14 protein-coding genes are annotated in these 17,556 nt (G+C 43.0%); 9 read left to right on the forward strand and 5 right to left on the reverse strand.

Annotated features, from left to right (window positions below; genetic code table 11):
* Nucleotides 1-24 precede the first annotated feature (24 nt).
* The 9 genes from ACUW6H_RS05290 (at nucleotide 25) to ACUW6H_RS05330 (ending at nucleotide 13,146) form a co-directional block, all read left to right on the forward strand.
* Nucleotides 25-2,670, forward strand: a complete 2,646-nt coding sequence (locus ACUW6H_RS05290; protein ID WP_454362156.1) for an alpha-mannosidase — start codon at nucleotides 25-27, stop codon at nucleotides 2,668-2,670.
* A gap of 99 nt (nucleotides 2,671-2,769) precedes the next feature.
* Nucleotides 2,770-3,639 (forward strand): ROK family protein, encoded by an 870-nt coding sequence (locus ACUW6H_RS05295; protein ID WP_454362158.1) that lies wholly within the window; start codon nucleotides 2,770-2,772, stop codon nucleotides 3,637-3,639.
* Nucleotides 3,633-5,513 (forward strand): beta-N-acetylhexosaminidase, encoded by a 1,881-nt coding sequence (locus ACUW6H_RS05300; RefSeq protein WP_454362160.1) that lies wholly within the window; start codon nucleotides 3,633-3,635, stop codon nucleotides 5,511-5,513. The genes ACUW6H_RS05295 and ACUW6H_RS05300 overlap by 7 nt, the downstream gene beginning before the upstream one ends.
* Nucleotides 5,514-5,915: 402 nt before the next feature.
* Nucleotides 5,916-6,845 carry an ABC transporter permease gene (locus tag ACUW6H_RS05305; RefSeq protein ID WP_000714574.1) on the forward strand — a complete coding sequence of 310 codons (930 nt, stop codon included), beginning with the start codon at nucleotides 5,916-5,918 and terminating at the stop codon, nucleotides 6,843-6,845.
* 13 nt (nucleotides 6,846-6,858) lie between these two features.
* Nucleotides 6,859-7,779 (forward strand): carbohydrate ABC transporter permease, encoded by a 921-nt coding sequence (locus ACUW6H_RS05310; RefSeq protein WP_000818291.1) that lies wholly within the window; start codon nucleotides 6,859-6,861, stop codon nucleotides 7,777-7,779.
* 107 nt (nucleotides 7,780-7,886) lie between these two features.
* Nucleotides 7,887-9,371 carry an ABC transporter substrate-binding protein gene (locus ACUW6H_RS05315; RefSeq protein WP_454362163.1) on the forward strand — a complete coding sequence of 495 codons (1,485 nt, stop codon included), beginning with the start codon at nucleotides 7,887-7,889 and terminating at the stop codon, nucleotides 9,369-9,371.
* A 439-nt stretch (nucleotides 9,372-9,810) separates the two neighbouring features.
* Entirely contained in the window at nucleotides 9,811-11,004 is a 1,194-nt protein-coding gene (locus tag ACUW6H_RS05320; protein WP_447266365.1) for an L-lactate MFS transporter, read from the forward strand.
* A 173-nt stretch (nucleotides 11,005-11,177) separates the two neighbouring features.
* Nucleotides 11,178-12,164: an oxygen-dependent tRNA uridine(34) hydroxylase TrhO gene (gene trhO, locus ACUW6H_RS05325; protein ID WP_454362165.1), complete on the forward strand. Its 987-nt coding sequence runs from the start codon at nucleotides 11,178-11,180 to the stop codon at nucleotides 12,162-12,164.
* A 121-nt stretch (nucleotides 12,165-12,285) separates the two neighbouring features.
* Nucleotides 12,286-13,146: a DUF4299 family protein gene (locus ACUW6H_RS05330; protein WP_454362167.1), complete on the forward strand. Its 861-nt coding sequence runs from the start codon at nucleotides 12,286-12,288 to the stop codon at nucleotides 13,144-13,146.
* A 62-nt stretch (nucleotides 13,147-13,208) separates the two neighbouring features.
* On the opposite strand, the gene ACUW6H_RS05335 is transcribed toward ACUW6H_RS05330, so the two are convergent.
* From ACUW6H_RS05335 to ACUW6H_RS05355, 5 genes are all read right to left on the reverse strand, one after another.
* Nucleotides 13,209-14,171, reverse strand: coding sequence for a DUF6574 domain-containing protein (locus tag ACUW6H_RS05335; protein ID WP_454362169.1), 963 nt, complete (start codon nucleotides 14,169-14,171; stop codon nucleotides 13,209-13,211).
* Nucleotides 14,172-14,233: 62 nt separating this feature from the next.
* Nucleotides 14,234-15,163, reverse strand: a complete 930-nt coding sequence (locus tag ACUW6H_RS05340) for a DUF4097 family beta strand repeat-containing protein (RefSeq protein WP_454362171.1) — start codon at nucleotides 15,161-15,163, stop codon at nucleotides 14,234-14,236.
* Entirely contained in the window at nucleotides 15,156-15,749 is a 594-nt protein-coding gene (locus tag ACUW6H_RS05345) for a DUF1700 domain-containing protein (RefSeq protein ID WP_454362173.1), read from the reverse strand. Before ACUW6H_RS05345 ends, ACUW6H_RS05340 begins: the two co-directional genes overlap by 8 nt.
* A complete protein-coding gene (locus tag ACUW6H_RS05350; RefSeq protein ID WP_000273861.1) occupies nucleotides 15,736-16,062 on the reverse strand; it encodes a PadR family transcriptional regulator in 327 nt (108 codons plus the stop codon). The genes ACUW6H_RS05345 and ACUW6H_RS05350 overlap by 14 nt, the downstream gene beginning before the upstream one ends.
* A gap of 135 nt (nucleotides 16,063-16,197) precedes the next feature.
* Complete coding sequence (locus ACUW6H_RS05355) at nucleotides 16,198-17,364, reverse strand: CynX/NimT family MFS transporter (protein ID WP_454362176.1); 1,167 nt, start codon at nucleotides 17,362-17,364, stop codon at nucleotides 16,198-16,200.
* Between the last annotated feature and the right edge of the window lie 192 nt (nucleotides 17,365-17,556).

The following is a 17,556-nucleotide window of genomic DNA, read 5'->3' on the forward strand; positions in this document are numbered from 1 at the left end:
AAGTTTAGAATGAGGTTTTACTTCATGGAAAATGTTGTTGTACATATTATCTCACATAGTCACTGGGACCGTGAGTGGTACTTGCCTTTTGAAAGCCACCGGATGCAGTTGGTGGAGTTGTTTGACAATCTTTTTGATCTCTTTGAAAATGACCCTGAGTTCAAGAGTTTCCACTTAGATGGCCAAACCATTGTCCTGGATGACTACTTGGAAATTCGCCCTGAAAATCGCGACAAAGTCCAAGGTTACATCGACCAAGGCAAACTCAAAATTGGTCCCTTTTACATCTTGCAGGATGATTACTTAATTTCCAGCGAAGCCAATGTCCGCAACACCTTGATTGGTCAAGCAGAATGTGCAAAATGGGGCAAATCAACCCAGATTGGTTACTTCCCAGATACCTTTGGAAATATGGGACAAGCTCCTCAAATCCTTCAAAAATCAGGCATTCACGTGGCAGCCTTTGGCCGTGGTGTCAAGCCGATTGGCTTTGACAACCAAGTCCTCGAAGATGAGCAGTTTACTTCCCAGTTTTCAGAAATGTACTGGCAGGGTGCGGACGGAAGTCGTGTTCTCGGTATCCTCTTTGCCAACTGGTATAGTAATGGGAATGAAATCCCAGTTGATAAGGATGAAGCCTTGGCCTTTTGGAAACAAAAACTGTCAGATGTGCGTGACTACGCCTCGACCAACCAATGGTTGATGATGAACGGATGTGACCACCAGCCTGTACAGCGAAATCTGAGCGAAGCCATTCGTGTGGCAAATGAACTCTTCCCAGATGTGACCTTTGTGCATAGTTCCTTTGATGACTATATCCACGCAGTAGAAAGTGCTCTGCCTGAGCAACTATCTACGGTTACAGGTGAGTTGACCAGCCAGGAAACAGATGGCTGGTACACACTTGCCAACACTTCTTCTTCACGTGTTTACCTCAAACAAGCTTTCCAAGAAAATAGCAACCTGCTAGAACAAGTCGTGGAACCATTGACTGTCATCACTGGTGGACATAACCACAAGGACCAGTTGACCTATGCTTGGAAAGTCCTTCTACAAAATGCGCCCCATGATAGTATCTGTGGCTGTAGTATTGACGAAGTTCACCGTGAGATGGAAACACGTTTTGCCAAGGTCAACCAAGTCGGAAATTTTGTTAAGAGCAACCTTCTCAACGAGTGGAAGGGTAAAATTGCAACTCAGGAAGCTCAAAGCGACCATCTCTTTACCGTTATCAACACAGGCTTGCATGACAAGGTTGATACTGTCAGCACAGTGATTGATGTGGCGACTTGTGATTTTAAAGAATTGCACCCAACAGAAGGCTATAAGAAAATGGCAGCCTTGACCTTGCCAAACTACCGTGTCGAAGACTTGGAAGGCCATGCTGTAGAAGCGAAAATCGAAGATCTGGGAGCTAATTTTGAGTATGATTTGCCAAAAGACAAGTTCCGTCAGGCTCGTATCGCTCGACAAGTGCGCGTGACAGTCCCTGTTCATCTAGCACCTCTCTCTTGGACAACCTTCCAATTGCTTGAAGGAGAACAAGAACACCGTGACGGTATTTACCAAAATGGAGTGATTGATACGCCATTTGTAACGGTCAGTGTGGATGAAAACATCACGGTCTACGACAAGACAACTCATGAAGCTTATGAAGATGTTGTTCGCTTTGAAGACCGTGGTGACATCGGAAATGAGTACATCTATTTCCAACCAAAAGGAACAGAGCCTATCTACGCGGAGCTAAAAGGCTATGAGGTCTTGGAAAATACAGCTCGTTTTGTCAAGGTTTTACTCAAGCATGAATTGACAATTCCAGTAAGTGCAGACGAAAAACTGGATGCGGAACAAAGAGGTATCATCGAGTTTATGACGCGTGAAGCTGGGCGCTCAGAAGAATTGACAACCCTTCCTCTGGAAACAGAGATGACCGTCTTTGTTGACAATCCACAAATTCGCTTCAAGACTCGCTTTACTAACACAGCCAAGGACCACCGTATCCGTCTCTTGGTTAAAACTCATAACACTCGTCCAAGCAATGATTCGGAAAGCATTTATGAGGTAGTGACACGACCAAATAAACCAGCGGCTTCATGGGAAAATCCTGAAAATCCTCAACACCAACAAGCCTTTGTCAGTCTGTATGACGATGAAAAAGGGGTGACGGTGGCCAATAAAGGATTGCACGAGTATGAAATCCTTGGAGACGATACCATTGCCGTGACCATTCTTCGTGCCTCAGGTGAGCTAGGTGACTGGGGTTACTTCCCGACACCAGAGGCCCAGTGCTTGCGTGAGTTTGAAGTTGAATATGCTCTTGAATGCCACCAAGCACAAGAACGCTTCTCAGCCTTCCGTCGTGCCAAAGCCTTCCAAACACCATTCACTAGTCTTCAGGTTGCTAAACAAGAAGGAAGTGTTGCAGCGACTGGTAGCCTCTTGAGTCATGCGGCACTCAGCTTACCACAAGTTTGCCCAACAGCCTTTAAAGTGGCGGAAAATGAAGAAGGATATGTCCTCCGTTACTACAATATGAGCCAAGAAAATGTTCGCATATCAGAACACCAACAAACCATTTTGGACTTACTTGAGCGACCATATCCCGTTCATTCAGGACTCTTAGCACCACAAGAAATTCGTACAGAATTGATCAAAAAAGAAGACATTTAACAGTTTTAAAGTGTTTGATAACTAATACTATGAGATAGAAAGGAGGGGCGAAAGAGTAAGGGCTAACTGCTGATTCGCCCCTTTTTACGGTAAAGAACAATGACCATTGCAACTATTGATATCGGAGGGACTGGGATTAAGTTTGCCAGTCTGACTCCTGATGGAAAGATACTAGATAAGACAAGTACTCCGACGCCAGAAAGTTTGGAGGATTTACTAGATTGGCTAGACCAACGCTTGGCAGAACAAGATTATAAGGGTATTGCTATGAGTGTTCCAGGCGCGGTCAATCAAGAAACAGGTGTGATTGAGGGCATCAGTGCCGTCCCTTACATCCATGGCTTTTCTTGGTATGAAACTCTTGCTCATCATCAACTCCCTGTCCATCTAGAAAATGATGCCAACTGTGTTGGACTTAGTGAACTGCTGGCTCACCCAGAAATTGAAAATGCAGCCTGTGTCGTGATTGGGACTGGAATCGGTGGTGCCATGATTATCAATGGCAAACTTCACCGTGGTCGCCACGGCTTAGGTGGTGAGTTTGGCTATATGACAACCATTGAACCAGCTGAAAAACTCAACAACTGGTCGCTACTAGCCTCTACAGGAAACATGGTTCGATATGTGATTGAAAAATCTGGTCAGACTGATTGGGACGGACGCAAGATTTACCAAGAGGCGGCAGCCGGCAATGCTCTTTGTCAAGAAGCGATTGAGCGCATGAATCGTAATCTGGCGCAAGGTTTGCTCAATATTCAGTATCTCATCGACCCAGATGTCATTAGTCTGGGAGGCTCCATCAGTCAGAATCCAGACTTTATCCAAGGTGTCAAGAAGGCTGTCGATAACTTTGTCGAAACCTACGAAGAATACACGGTCGCACCAGTTATCCAGGCCTGCACCTATCATGCAGAAGCCAATCTCTACGGTGCCCTTGTCAACTGGTTACAGGAGGAAAACCAATGGTAACATTTACAGGACTTAGTCCCAAACAAACTCAGGCAATCGACTTGCTGACAAAGCGTATCTATTTACCAGATGTTGAAGTTGCAGTCACTCAGTCTGACCAAGCCTCTATCTCTATCAAGGGTGAGGGAGGCCACTATCAACTAACCTATCGCAAACCTCACCAACTCTACCGCGCCTTGTCCTTGTTAGCAGCAGCTCTAGCAGAAGGTGACAAAGTAGAGATTGAGGAACAGGCAGCTTATGAGGATTTGGCCTACATGGCAGACTGTTCTCGAAATGCGGTGCTGAATGTGGCTTCTGCCAAGCAGATGATTGAGGTCTTGGCTCTCATGGGTTACTCAACCTTTGAACTTTACATGGAAGACACCTATCAGATTGAGGGGCAACCTTACTTTGGTTACTTCCGTGGCGCCTATTCAGCAGAGGAGTTGCAGGAAATCGAAGCCTATGTCCAGCAGTTTGATATGACCTTTGTGCCTTGCATCCAGACCTTGGCCCACTTGTCAGCCTTCGTCAAATGGGGTGTCAAAGAAGTGCAGGAACTTCGTGATGTGGAGGACATTCTCCTTATCGGCGAAGAAAAGGTGTATGACCTGATTGATGGGATGTTTGCCACTCTATCTAAACTGCAGACACGCAAGGTCAATATCGGGATGGACGAAGCCCACTTGGTTGGCTTGGGACGCTACCTCATCTTGAATGGTGTTGTAGACCGTAGTCTCCTTATGTGCCAACACTTGGAGCGCGTACTGGATATTGCAGACAAGTATGGTTTTCACTGCCAGATGTGGAGCGATATGTTCTTTAAGCTCATGTCAGCGGATGGTCAGTACGACCGTGACGTGGAGATTCCTGAGGAAACTCGTGTCTACCTAGACCGTCTCAAAGACCGTGTGACCTTGGTTTACTGGGATTATTATCAAGACAGCGAAGAAAAGTACAATCGTAATTTCCGCAATCATCACAAGATTAGCCAAGATATTGCCTTTGCAGGTGGTGCTTGGAAGTGGATCGGTTTTACGCCCAACAACCATTTCAGCCGTCTTATTGCTATGGAGGCCAATAAAGCCTGTCGTGCTAATCAGATCAAAGAAGTCATCGTGACGGGTTGGGGGGACAATGGTGGGGAAACTGCCCAATTCTCTATTCTACCAAGTCTGCAAATCTGGGCAGAGCTCAGCTACCGCAATGACCTAGACCGTTTGTCTGCTCACTTTAAGACCAATACGGGTCTATCAGTTGAGGACTTTATTCAGATTGACCTTGCCAATCTCTTGCCAGACTTGCCAGATAATCTCAGTGGTATCAATCCCAACCGCTATGTCTTTTATCAGGATGTTCTCTGCCCTATTCTTGACAGACATATGACACCTGAACAGGACAAACCGCACTTCGCTCAGGCAGCTGCGACGCTTGCTGAAATCAAAGAAAAAGCAGGAAATTATGCTTATCTCTTTGAAACTCAGGCCCAGTTGAACCAGATTTTAAGCAGTAAAGTGGATGTGGGACGACGCATTCGTCAGGCCTACCAAGTAAACGATAAAGAAAGTCTGAGAGAAATCGCAAGACAAGAATTACCAAAACTTAGAAGCGAGATTGAAAACTTCCATGCCCTCTTTAGCCACCAATGGCTGAAAGAAAACAAGGTCTTTGGTTTGGATACGGTTGATATCCGTATGGGCGGACTCTTACAAAGAATCAAGCGAGCAGAGAGTCGCATCGAGGCTTATCTGGCAGGTCAGATTGACCGCATTGAAGAATTAGAAGTTGAAATCCTTCCATTTAATGATTTTTATGGAGACAAGGACTTTGCAGCCACAACAGCCAACCAGTGGCACACCATTGCGACCGCATCGACGATTTATACGACTTAATACTCTTCGAAAATCTCTTCAAACCACGTCAGCTACGCCTTGCCGTATAGATGTTACTGACTTCGTCAGTTTTATCTGCAACCTCAAAGCAGTGCTTTGAGCTGACTTCGTCAGTCTTATCTACAACCTCAAAACAGTGTTTTGAGCATCTTGCGGGTAGCTTCCTAGTTTGCTCTTTGATTTTCATTGAGTATAAAAACAAGAACAGTGTCCCCTGTTCAGAGTGTTTCTCGTGAAACCTATTTCTTATAAAAAACTTCTCCACATAAAATAATTTGTGGAGTTTTTTCTATAATTAGTAGTTTAAACTATTCTTAAAATAAGAGTATACTAATTATGTAATCGTTATCAAACCTAAAAATTCGATGAAATCAGTTTTTAGGAATAAAATGGGAGGAAATTATGAAAAAGTTTTCAAAGACCTTGAGAGATAACTGGATTTTTCTCTTGATGGTTTTACCAGGGGCACTTTGGTTGATTCTATTCTTCTATATCCCAGTATTTGGAAATGTGGTCGCCTTTAAAGATTACCATATGAGTGGTGAAGGATTTATCCACAGTATTATGAATAGTAAGTGGGTCGGCCTCGATAACTTTAAGTTCTTGTTTAGTTCTAAAGATGCCTTTATCATTACTCGAAATACCGTCCTTTACAACCTTGGATTCATCTTTATTGGTTTGATTGTGTCGGTTGGAATTGCTATCATCCTCAGTGAGCTTCGTTCTAAGAGAATGGTTAAAATTTTCCAAACGTCTATGTTGTTCCCATACTTCTTGTCATGGGTTATCATCAGTTTCTTTACAGATGCATTCCTCAACATTGACAAGGGTGTGATCAACCACTTCCTTTCTTCCATCGGATTGAAGGAAATTAACTTCTACGCTGACTTAGGTATTTGGCCATATCTTCTCCTTTTCCTAGGTATCTGGAAAGGATTCGGATATAGCAGTGTCATGTACTATGCGACTATCATGGGAATTGACCCTACCTACTACGAAGCAGCAACAGTGGACGGGGCTAGCAAGTGGCAACGGATTCGAAATGTAACGATTCCACAGTTGACACCGCTGATAACTGTTTTGACCATCCTTGCAGTCGGAAACATCTTCCGTGCAGACTTCGGTCTTTTCTACCAAATCCCTCACAATGCTGGTCAGCTCTACAATGTAACCAACGTACTAGACGTCTATGTCTATAATGGTTTGACTCAGACAGCGGATATTGGTATGGCATCAGCAGCTGGTCTTTATCAGTCAGTTGTCGGTTTGATTCTGGTTATCCTATCAAACTTGCTTGCAAGACGAGTCGATCCAAATTCAGCACTATTCTAGAAAGGAGGAAAGCATGGCAGAAAAAATTAAAAAAGCAAAAATTGATAATGTCGGCATTCACTCCTTTAGTAAGAAGGCAGATATCTTCTTCAGTATTATTTCTGGATTGATTGCTCTCTCTTGTATCTTACCCTTTATCTTTGTCATCATGATTTCCATCACAGATGAAAAGAGCATCCTTCAACATGGATATAGCTTTTTCCCATCACAGTTTGGATTAGATGGCTTCGAGTTTTTGGCTCAGTTTAAAGATAAGATATTACAAGCGCTCTTTATCTCAGTGTTTGTAACAGTAGTCGGAACCTTGACAAACGTCTTTATCACAACAACTTATGCCTACGCCATTTCACGGACAACCTTTAAGTACCGCAGATTCTTTACAGTTTTCGTCCTACTTAGTATGTTGTTCAACGCCGGTTTGGTTCCAGGCTATATCGTGGTAACTCGTTTGCTTCAACTTGGTGATACCGTTTGGGCCTTGATTGTTCCAATGCTTCTCTCACCATTTAACATCATCTTGATGCGTTCCTTCTTCAAGAAGACCATTCCAGAAGCCATTCTGGAGTCCGCTCGTATCGATGGTGCTAGTGAAGCCCGGATCTTCTTCCAAATCTGTTTACCATTGTCATTACCAGGTATCGCAACCATCACGCTTTTGACAGCTCTTGGTTTCTGGAACGACTGGTTTAACGCCCTTCTTTACATCAAGAGTGACAACTTGTATCCATTGCAGTATTTGCTCATGCAAATCCAACAAAATATGGACTACATCGCCAAAGCAGTCGGTCTTTCTGGTCAACTGGGAGTCGCTCTTCCAAAGGAAACAGGACGTATGGCCATGGTTGTCGTTGCAACCCTTCCGATTGCCATTCTGTATCCATTCTTCCAACGCTACTTTGTAAAAGGTTTGACAATCGGTGGTGTGAAAGAATAGCACTTACTGAGAAACACCGTTTCTCCCTTCCCAACTTCATCTTAGTGACTGAAGTTAAAATCATTAAATCGTTTATAAGTTTAAAAATAAAAAAAGGAGTTTTTATCATGAAAAACTGGAAAAAATATGCTTTTGCATCTGCTAGCGTAGTAGCTTTGGCTGCAAGTCTTGCTGCTTGTGGAAACCTTTCAGGTAACAACAAAAAAGCTGCTGACTCAGGATCAGGAGAAAAACCTGTTATTAAAATGTACCAAATCGGTGACAAACCAGACAACTTGGATGAATTGCTAGAAAATGCAAACAAAATCATCGAAGAAAAAGTTGGTGCTAAATTGGATATCCAATACCTTGGATGGGGTGACTACGGTAAGAAAATGTCAGTTATCACATCATCAGGTGAAAACTACGATATCGCTTTTGCAGATAACTATATCGTAAATGCGCAAAAAGGTGCTTATGCTGACTTGACAGAATTGTACAAGAAAGAAGGGGCAGAGCTTTATAAAGCACTTGACCCAGCTTACATCAAAGGGAACACTGTAAACGGTAAAATCTATGCAGTTCCAGTTGCGGCTAACGTTGCATCTTCACAAAACTTTGCCTTCAACGGAACTCTTCTTGAAAAATATGGTATCGACATTTCAGGTGTAAATTCATACGAAACACTTGAACCAGTCTTGAAACAAATCAAAGAAAAAGCTCCAGATGTAGTACCATTTGCAGTTACCAAGAACTTCATCCCTTCTGAAAACTTTGACTACCCAGTAGCAAACGGACTTCCATTCGTTATCGACCTTGAAGGGGATACTACTAAGATCGTAAACCGTTACGACGTTCCTCGTTTCAAAGAACACTTGAAGACTCTTCACAAATTCTACGAAGCAGGATACATTCCAAAAGACGTAGCAACAAGCGACACTTCATTTGACCTTCAACAAGACACTTGGTTCGTTCGTGAAGAAACAGTAGGACCAGCTGACTACGGTAACAGCTTGCTCTCTCGTGTAGCTAACAAAGACATCCAAATCAAACCATTCACTAACTTCATCAAGAAAAACCAAACAACCCAAGTTGCTAACTTTGTTATCTCAAACAACTCTAAGAACAAAGAAAAATCAATGGAAGTGTTGAACCTCTTGAACACGAACCCTGAACTCTTGAACGGACTTGTTTACGGTCCAGAAGGCAAGAACTGGGAGAAAATTCCAGGTAAAGAAAACCGTGTTCGTGTCCTTGAAGGATACAAAGGAAACACTCACATGGGTGGATGGAACACTGGTAACAACTGGATCCTTTACATCAACGAAAACGTTACAGACCAACAAATCGAAGATTCTAAGAAACAATTGGCAGAAGCTAAAGAATCTCCAGCGCTTGGATTCATCTTTAACACTGATAGCGTAAAATCTGAAATCTCTGCAATCACTAACACAATGCAACAATTCGATACAGCTATCAACACTGGTACTGTAGACCCTGATAAAGCTATTCCAGAATTGATGGAAAAATTGAAATCTGAAGGTGCATACCAAAAAGTATTGGATGAAATGCAAAAACAATACGACGAATTCTTGAAAAGCAAAAAATCATAAGACAAACTGATTTCGTGTATTCATTCCTAAAAAATGTTATCACTACCTCCTCTGGGACTCCCGGGGGAGGTAGTGGTTTTTTTATTAGAGTAGCTAAAAGTAAAAAAATCTTGTTAAAAACTTTGTGAAATACCAGTATAAAATAAAGATATCGATTAATTGGACTAATACCTCTATTAGTTTAATTAAGTAGATTTTTAGAATGAACTAGCTTATAATAAGAGTACGATGAAAGCGCTTAACATTGTGAAATTTAACTGGATTTTGATTTAAGAAGTGGACAGGATTTCTTCTTAAATGTTTCATTTATGTCTGATTTCAGCTTGTTCCTATTTTGTAAATTATGAAAGGTTCAAGTGAAACTCAGTAAGTGAAAATCCGATAAAAAGTTGTTTGCTATCCCTTTTGGGAACAAGAAATATTACATGAGGTTATTCATATGAAAAAAACACCCAATCGATGGTTAATTTTGGCTGCGGCCATTTTAACGAATCTCTCTCTAGGTGCAGGATACGCCTGGTCGGTCTTTCAGAAGGCACTCCTAGAAACCAATGCTAGTCAAGGATGGGTTCAAGCTCAGACTTCCTTAGCCTTTAGCATTTCTTTTGCTATGGTACCTGTTGGAATGATTCTTTTCGGACCCAAAGTAGATTCGGTTGGACCTAAAAAGTTTGTCTTTCTAGGTGGTATTCTCTTTGGTACAGGGATGTTTGCGACTGGTTTTGCCAACTCACTACCCGTGCTTTATCTAACGTACGGTGTCATCCTAGGACTTGGTATCGGCTCTGCTTATGGGGCATCTACGTCCGTTGCGACAAAGTGGTTCCCAGACAAAAAAGGCCTAGCTGGTGGATTGACAGCGGCAGGATTTGGCTTGGGTCCACTAATTATCGGACCGGTTGCAAAATCTTTGATTGCTTCTATGGGGATTTACTCTACCTTTAAGGTACTAGGTATCGTCCTTTTACTAGTGATCTGTACATCTTCCCTTGTTATGGCCAAAGCTCCTACTGTTGCTCCAGCGGCTGGGAATGCTCAACCAGAAGGAAAAACTTATAAAGAAATGCTCCGTGATGGAAATTACTGGCTTCTATGGTTGATTTATGTTCTTGGTGCTACAGGCGGAATGATGATTATCGGAACTGCAGCAGCGATCTCAGACCAATACCAACTTGTTGGAGAAGCGACCCTCTTCGTTATGCTGGTATCCATTGCAAATACATTTGGTCGTATCTTCTGGGGTACGGTATCTGATAAGATTGGCCGCTACCCTACCGTTATTGCCATGTTTGGAGCGGTCGCTACTGGTTTGTTGCTTACAGCCTTATTCAAAGGTCCTGGAAGCATCTTGGCCATCCTTGGAATCATGATGGTTGCCTTGTCATTTGGTGGCTTCCTCGGTTCCTTCCCAGGAATTACTGCTGAAAACTGGGGAGTGACCTACGTAGGGACAAACTATGGATGGATGTTTACTGCTTATGGTGTAGCTGCTATTGCTGGTCCTCAGTTAGGGGCACGTCTTGCACAGGCAAACCAAGGAGATTATACAATGGCCTTCTTTATCGTTATCGGTATGGCTATCATTGGTATTCTGCTCCAACTCTTCTATATGGCTAAAGCTAAAAAAGTTTAAAAATGAATCCTTGGATCATCCAAGGATTTTTTAAATTGGAGTAGACATTCGTTGGGATTAGCTCCTTTTTAATTTCCGGTCAAATAAATTGCATTCGTTTTCTCAAGTGGGTATACTAGAATAGTTGAATGAAAAATTCTGAAAATTCAAGAATAGAAAAGAGAACAAATCTTATGGCAAAAGATATTCGTGTCTTACTTTACTACCTCTATACTCCAATTGAAAATGCAGAGCAATTTGCGGCAGATCACTTGGCTTTCTGTAAATCAATCGGCCTTAAAGGTCGTATCCTAGTCGCTGACGAGGGAATCAACGGAACCGTTTCAGGTGACTATGAAACAACTCAAAAATACATGGACTACGTTCACAGCCTCCCAGGTATGGAAAACCTCTGGTTCAAGATTGACGAAGAAAATGAACAAGCCTTCAAGAAGATGTTTGTTCGCTACAAGAAAGAAATTGTCCACCTTGGTTTGGAAGACAACGACTTTGATAATGACATCAACCCACTTGAAACAACAGGTGCTTACTTGTCTCCAAAAGAGTTCAAAGAAGCCCTTCTTGATGAAGATACAGTAGTTCTTGACACACGTAACGATTACGAGTACGACCTAGGACATTTCCGTGGGGCTATCCGCCCAGACATCCGCAACTTCCGTGAGTTGCCACAATGGGTCCGTGATAACAAGGAAAAATTCATGGACAAGCGTGTTGTGGTTTACTGTACAGGTGGCGTTCGCTGTGAGAAATTCTCAGGTTGGATGGTTCGTGAAGGCTACAAAGATGTTGGCCAATTGCACGGAGGAATCGCAACTTACGGTAAAGACCCAGAAGTCCAAGGTGAGCTTTGGGATGGGAAAATGTACGTCTTTGACGAGCGTATCGCCGTTGATGTTAACCATGTTAATCCAACCATCGTAGGGAAAGACTGGTTTGATGGAACACCATGTGAACGCTATGTCAACTGTGGAAATCCCTTCTGTAACCGTCGTATCCTAACATCAGAAGAAAATGAAGACAAGTACCTTCGTGGATGCTCACACGAGTGCCGTGTTCACCCACGCAACCGCTATGTTGCTGAAAATGAATTGACACAAGCAGAAGTAATCGAGCGCCTAGCAGCTATCGGTGAAAGCTTGGATCAAGTCGCTACTGTATAACATCAAACAGTCCTCAGGGGCTGTTTTTCTATGCTTTTTATCTAAAAATCTAAAATTTGTTTCTGTATCTTTCAGGAAAATAGGGTATACTATGTGTAAACGATTTCAAAGGAGGCCAGTTATGGCGAAAACATTTTTTATCCCAAATAAAGAAAGCATTCTAGGACAACAGGAGGTCTTGACTGCCAAGTCCATCTTGGCCTTGGTGGAGGGCTTGGAGTCATACAGTTATGATGCGGTCTATCTTCGTCAGCCCCTCAATCGTCTCGAGTATATCGAGTGTGGGATTGTAGGTCAGTCGCAATTTCTCTTCAAGGTGAACTATGCGGATAGCCGAAAAGGCTATCAAGTGGTGATTCCAGACTTCCTTACCAGAGCGGACTGGGAGATTGTAGAAGCTCTCCTCCAAGCCCTATCGAGTAAGTTGGGGCAAGCGGTAGAAGGACTAGAAGGATTTGACTTTGAAACCTATTTCCGACAAACGGTCAAGCATTATCTAGCTGACAAAGCGGTTCGTTTAGTCTATTGCCAAGGGCTCTTGGCCCCTATCTATCTCAACAAGGAATACCTCGAGAGTTTTTTGGCTGAGGATGGATTGGCACGTTTTGAAGAGCTGGTCAAGAAAGTTCAAGGTTCTGATGCCTATCTTGCCAGTGTGAAATTTTACCCAGACGCCCAAGGCAAGGTGCACGGTATCTATCACCTGGCCCAGGGAGTCAAGACAATTTTGCCAAAGGAACCCTTTGTACCAGCACCCTATACCGAGCAGCTAGCAGGCAAGGAGCTTGTTTGGGAGATTGACCTAGTGACGATTTCTGGTGATGGCTCAAAAGCAGAAGACTATGAAGCCATCGCTCGCTTGGACTATGCAAGATTTCTAGAGTCACTACCAACAACATTTTACCACCAACTAGATGCCAATCAACTAGAAGTACAAGCCATCCTAGGACAAGACTTTGAAGAATTGGCAAGCATCGAGTAGACCTTGTCCAAAAAAGAGTAAGCATAAAAATCCCTGTCATTAACAAATGGCAGGGATTTTGGTTAAAAGAAGGTCAGGATGCGAAGGTAGTCCACTGTTAGCGCCAACTCTGCAATGAAGAAGGGTAAGAGAATAGCAGCATCAAGTAAGACAGCTAGTAAGAAACGATAAAATGGGTCAAGGCTACTGGTCTTACTTGGCTTGCTAATCACAAAGAGATTTCCAAGGGCAAAGATGGTCATGCTTAGAAGAGTGAGGATGCCAGCAAATCGTAAGCCACCAAAAAGTGCAAAGAAACTTGCTAGAGCTGTTAGGACAAGTGGGATAGCAAAGAGCCGGCTGTAACGATCGCAAGCTTCTTGGAATGTGAAGTCGCTCTCCTGGTCCAGCACACGTCGGACAGTAAAGCCTCCCAAAATGATAGAAAAGTAAAATAGAGCGCTAGCGACCAAGATAGAAAGCCCAGCAAAGAGATCTAAAGGAGGGAGCTGGTTAGGTAAACTATTGGCAATAGAGGCCATATAGCCGTAGTAGAGGTGCTTGATATGATAGATACTAAAGAAAAGGCTAATCGAGGATAGCAAAGTGAGCAAGCCAAAGACACTATAACGATGCCTTTGGTCCGTATTCTTGCTGGCAGTTGGTTCTTGGATAGCCTCCAGCAGCCAAGTCCAAAATAGTGCGATTTCTTCTTTTAATCGGGTAGTTTTACGAGGGTCAATATCTGGGATATAGGGGCTTTCTAAAGCCTTGCTGAGGATGCTTTTCTCTTTTACAGAGTTTTCTTGCTTGTGTCCCTCTTCAGCTTTCCCTTCTCCCTCTTCCTCGGTTTGGGCTTCTTCTATCGTTTCGGGAGCTTCCTCCTCATGCCTTTCCGACTCTTTAGATAAGATAGGAGTTTCTTGGCTTGCTTGTGGTTCGGTCTCTACAGTTTCCGAAGTCTCTGCTTGGTCGGGCTGGATTTCCGATTTCGTCTGAGCTGATTTCTTCTCAAGATCGGCGCTTTCAAACCATTCTTGTGTCATGGTGGAACCTCCTTTTTTATGGTCATTTTCTATTTTTAGATTAGCAGATGAAAGCGTTTTTGTCAATGGTTTCTAGATGGAGCAGAGTGCTCCTCTTTAGGTAGGTAGATATCCTGATTGGCTTTTGTAATGAGTAAATCCTTGATATCTGCTTTTTCGGTTTTATAAGGGTTGGCAAGTACATTCTCTTTTTGTCCACGATGTTCTTCTTTGGGTTGACGATAGATACCACCATGCTGAGAAGAAATTTCTAGATTGATACGGTCGGTCTCTTTCTGGGAGAGAATGAGTGTTAGAGTGGAATGGGCCTCTAGCTCAACCTTACCGTGAACCTGAATATTTTCAGCGTAGATGTGTCCCCCCTCCGTCTTGACCTGACTATCTGTCAGTTCGGTATCAAAGATATTGATGATATGGGGTGTCGTTAGTGTGCTGTTCTTGATAGAACTTTCTGTTAGTCTTAAGAGATAGCCTTTTGTTTTGATGGTTGCATTTTCAAGGTTGGCTTGACGAATATTAGTTTGTCCACGATTGGCTGAGACGGTGATAGCTTGCAGCTTTCTTCCTTTAGGTAGGGAGAGAACGACTTCGTCAAAACGATTAGAATAGTTGCTGGCGATACGAAGTAGGCTTTCGATTCCTGAACCGAGAAAACGATGTTGGGAGGCTTGTTTGTCAGTGACGCTCAGTGTTTTGTCACTCATGCCAGTAGTCAGATCGTGACGACCAGACACGGAAGGATGATAGCTGATATGGATCTTGTCATCTACAGACTCTGTGATGGTTAGGCTATGTTCTTCAAGGGTCAAATCAAGTTTTTCCACTTCACTTCCAAAGGTTACTTCTTCGATACGATTGTCATAGACGGGGTCTTTTGACATGGCAAGTAAACTTTGAATACCATTAGACTGGGCGCCTACAATGATCATGATAAAACCAAGGATTGTAGAAACCACACCAAAAATGAGAAATCCTTTCGTCAATTTACGCATGTCTGTCACCTCTCTTTCCTTTTTTAAGAATCCATTGCACCAAGCGGACGACTAGGAGGCCAAAGAAACGAGCTACATAGGAGATGCCTAGTAGAACAAGAGAAGAAGCACCGATAGCAAGCAAACCAGCCCCGAAAATCAAGATAAAGGCAGATTTGGCTTCGACCAGGACGCTAAAACTCTCTACGATAAAGAGTCCACCCAGCAGGATACCTGTCACAGAGACGGTAAAGAAGGCTAGAATGACGGAGACAGCCGCGATAAAAAGCCCGATAATGGTTAAGATAATTGCAATTCCAACAGGAATTCCGATAGGGGCTGCTAGTAAGGCAAGTAGGGCAATGTGTAGTAGTTGGCGGTCATTCTTTTGAGCAGGGGCTTCATTGACCTTTTTATCGAGAAGATCAGAGAGGATATCATGGGCAGCTTCTTTTGGTGTTCCTAGACTGGCAATGAGTTCCTCTTCGCCCTCTGGACCTGCATCGTCAAATAGTTCCTTAAAGTAGTCCATGGCTTCGATGCGGTCAACTTCAGGCAGTTTATGGAGATAGGTTTCTAACTGAGTCAGATAGTCAGTTCTTGTCATGGCGGATACTCCCTTCTATGATGCCGTTGACGGTTTCGGTATAGAGCGTCCACTCTTCCTTTAGAGTAACGAGCTGCTCTACGCCCCGATTGGTCAAGGAGTAGTATTTGCGCATACGCCCCTGAAACTCTCTAGAGTAGGTGGTGAGAAAGCCACTGGCTTCCAATTTTTTGAGAATGGGATAGAGCGTAGATTCTTTGATATTGGCGATGAGCTTAATGGTTTGACTAATCTCATAACCATAAGAATCCCCCTGCTCCAGTACAGCCAAGATGAGAAACTCGATCAAGGCAGAGGATGTTGGGAAGTACATGGGAAACCTCCTTTATATTATATAAAAATTTTATATATACTCTTTTCAAATATATTCTATCTCAATGTGAAAGCCCTGTCAAGAGAAATGTGTAAAAATTTTACATATAAAAAACTCCTAGTAAAAACTAGAAGTTTAGAGAATCTTATCAGCCCTATCCACCATAAAGAGTGAGAACGTCATGATGATATCGATGGCTAGAAGGGCAAGAACCGCTGGAATCCAAGATTGGAACATGTCAAAACTATAGCCAAACAAGGTAGGACCAAAGGCCGCCAAGATGTAGCCCCCTGTTTGCGCTAGTCCTGAGAGTTGCGCAGTCTTTTCAGGCGAGCTGGTCTTAAGTGAGAAGCAAACCATGAGGTAGGGGAAGAGGGCACTGCAGGCCGTTCCAATCAAGAGATGGACGACTAACCAGTAGAGGAAATTATTGGCTGGATACAAGAGCATGGCAATTCCCATCATACCAGCGATAGAGATAATTGCCAGCATGATTCGACGGTGACCATCTGACAGACGAGTTGTCAGACTTGGAACAGTCATTGAAAAAGGAATGCTGATCAGCGAGAAGATAGAAGCCAGAAGAGCCGCATCACTATTAGAAAGACCAGCACTAATGGCCATAGTTGGCAACCAGGTCATGCTTGTATAGAAGAGCAAGGACTGAAGCCCGCCAAAGATAATGATAGCCCATACATCTTTACTTTTTAGAATATTCTCTTTCGATTTCTTTTCTTGCTGCCCTTCTAGATAGTGGTTGTGGCGATGATTTGGCAACCAAACTAGCAGAGTGACCAGACAGAGAAAGCTGAGAACGAGGATGAGGCCCTTCCAAGAACTAGCTTGGGTGATAGGGACAGATAGATAAGAAGCAATAGCTGTGGAAATCCCCATAGAAGTGACATAGAGTGTCGTTAGGAAGCTAATCTTTTGAGGCTGATTTGCCTGGATCATGCTTGGGAGGAGTACATTGAAGATCGCAATGCTCGCTCCGACAATCAAGGTACCTAGATAGAGAAGGGGAACGCTGAAGATACGAATGACAGAGCCAATAGTTAAGAGAAGAAGACAGTAAGTAAAGAGATGCTCTAGCCCAATCTTTTGCGCCAAGCGACTCGTAAAAGCAGAGAGAAGGGCGAACATCAAGAGAGGGAGACTGGTTAAAATTCCAAGGGAGCTGACCTCCACTCCTAATCCCTGAGCGATATCTCCTAAAATGGTTGGAAGAGCAGTAAAAGGAGAGCGTAAAACAGTCCCGATTAAGACAATTCCTAGAACAAAAAAGAGTGATTGTTTTTTCATAAAAACCTCGATAAGATGACTTTAATAACAGCTTATTTTAAGGTTTTTTCTATATAATGTCAAGTAAAGACTGGGAGGAAAGCTGGAAAGATTTAACTGAAAATATACAGAAAGGAAGCAGATTTCTTTACTAGAATTTTCCTTGATTTGATATAAAAATAGGAAACTAGGAAATTTTGTGATAAAATAGTG

Source organism: Streptococcus sp. 151470009-6, from assembly GCF_053628175.1.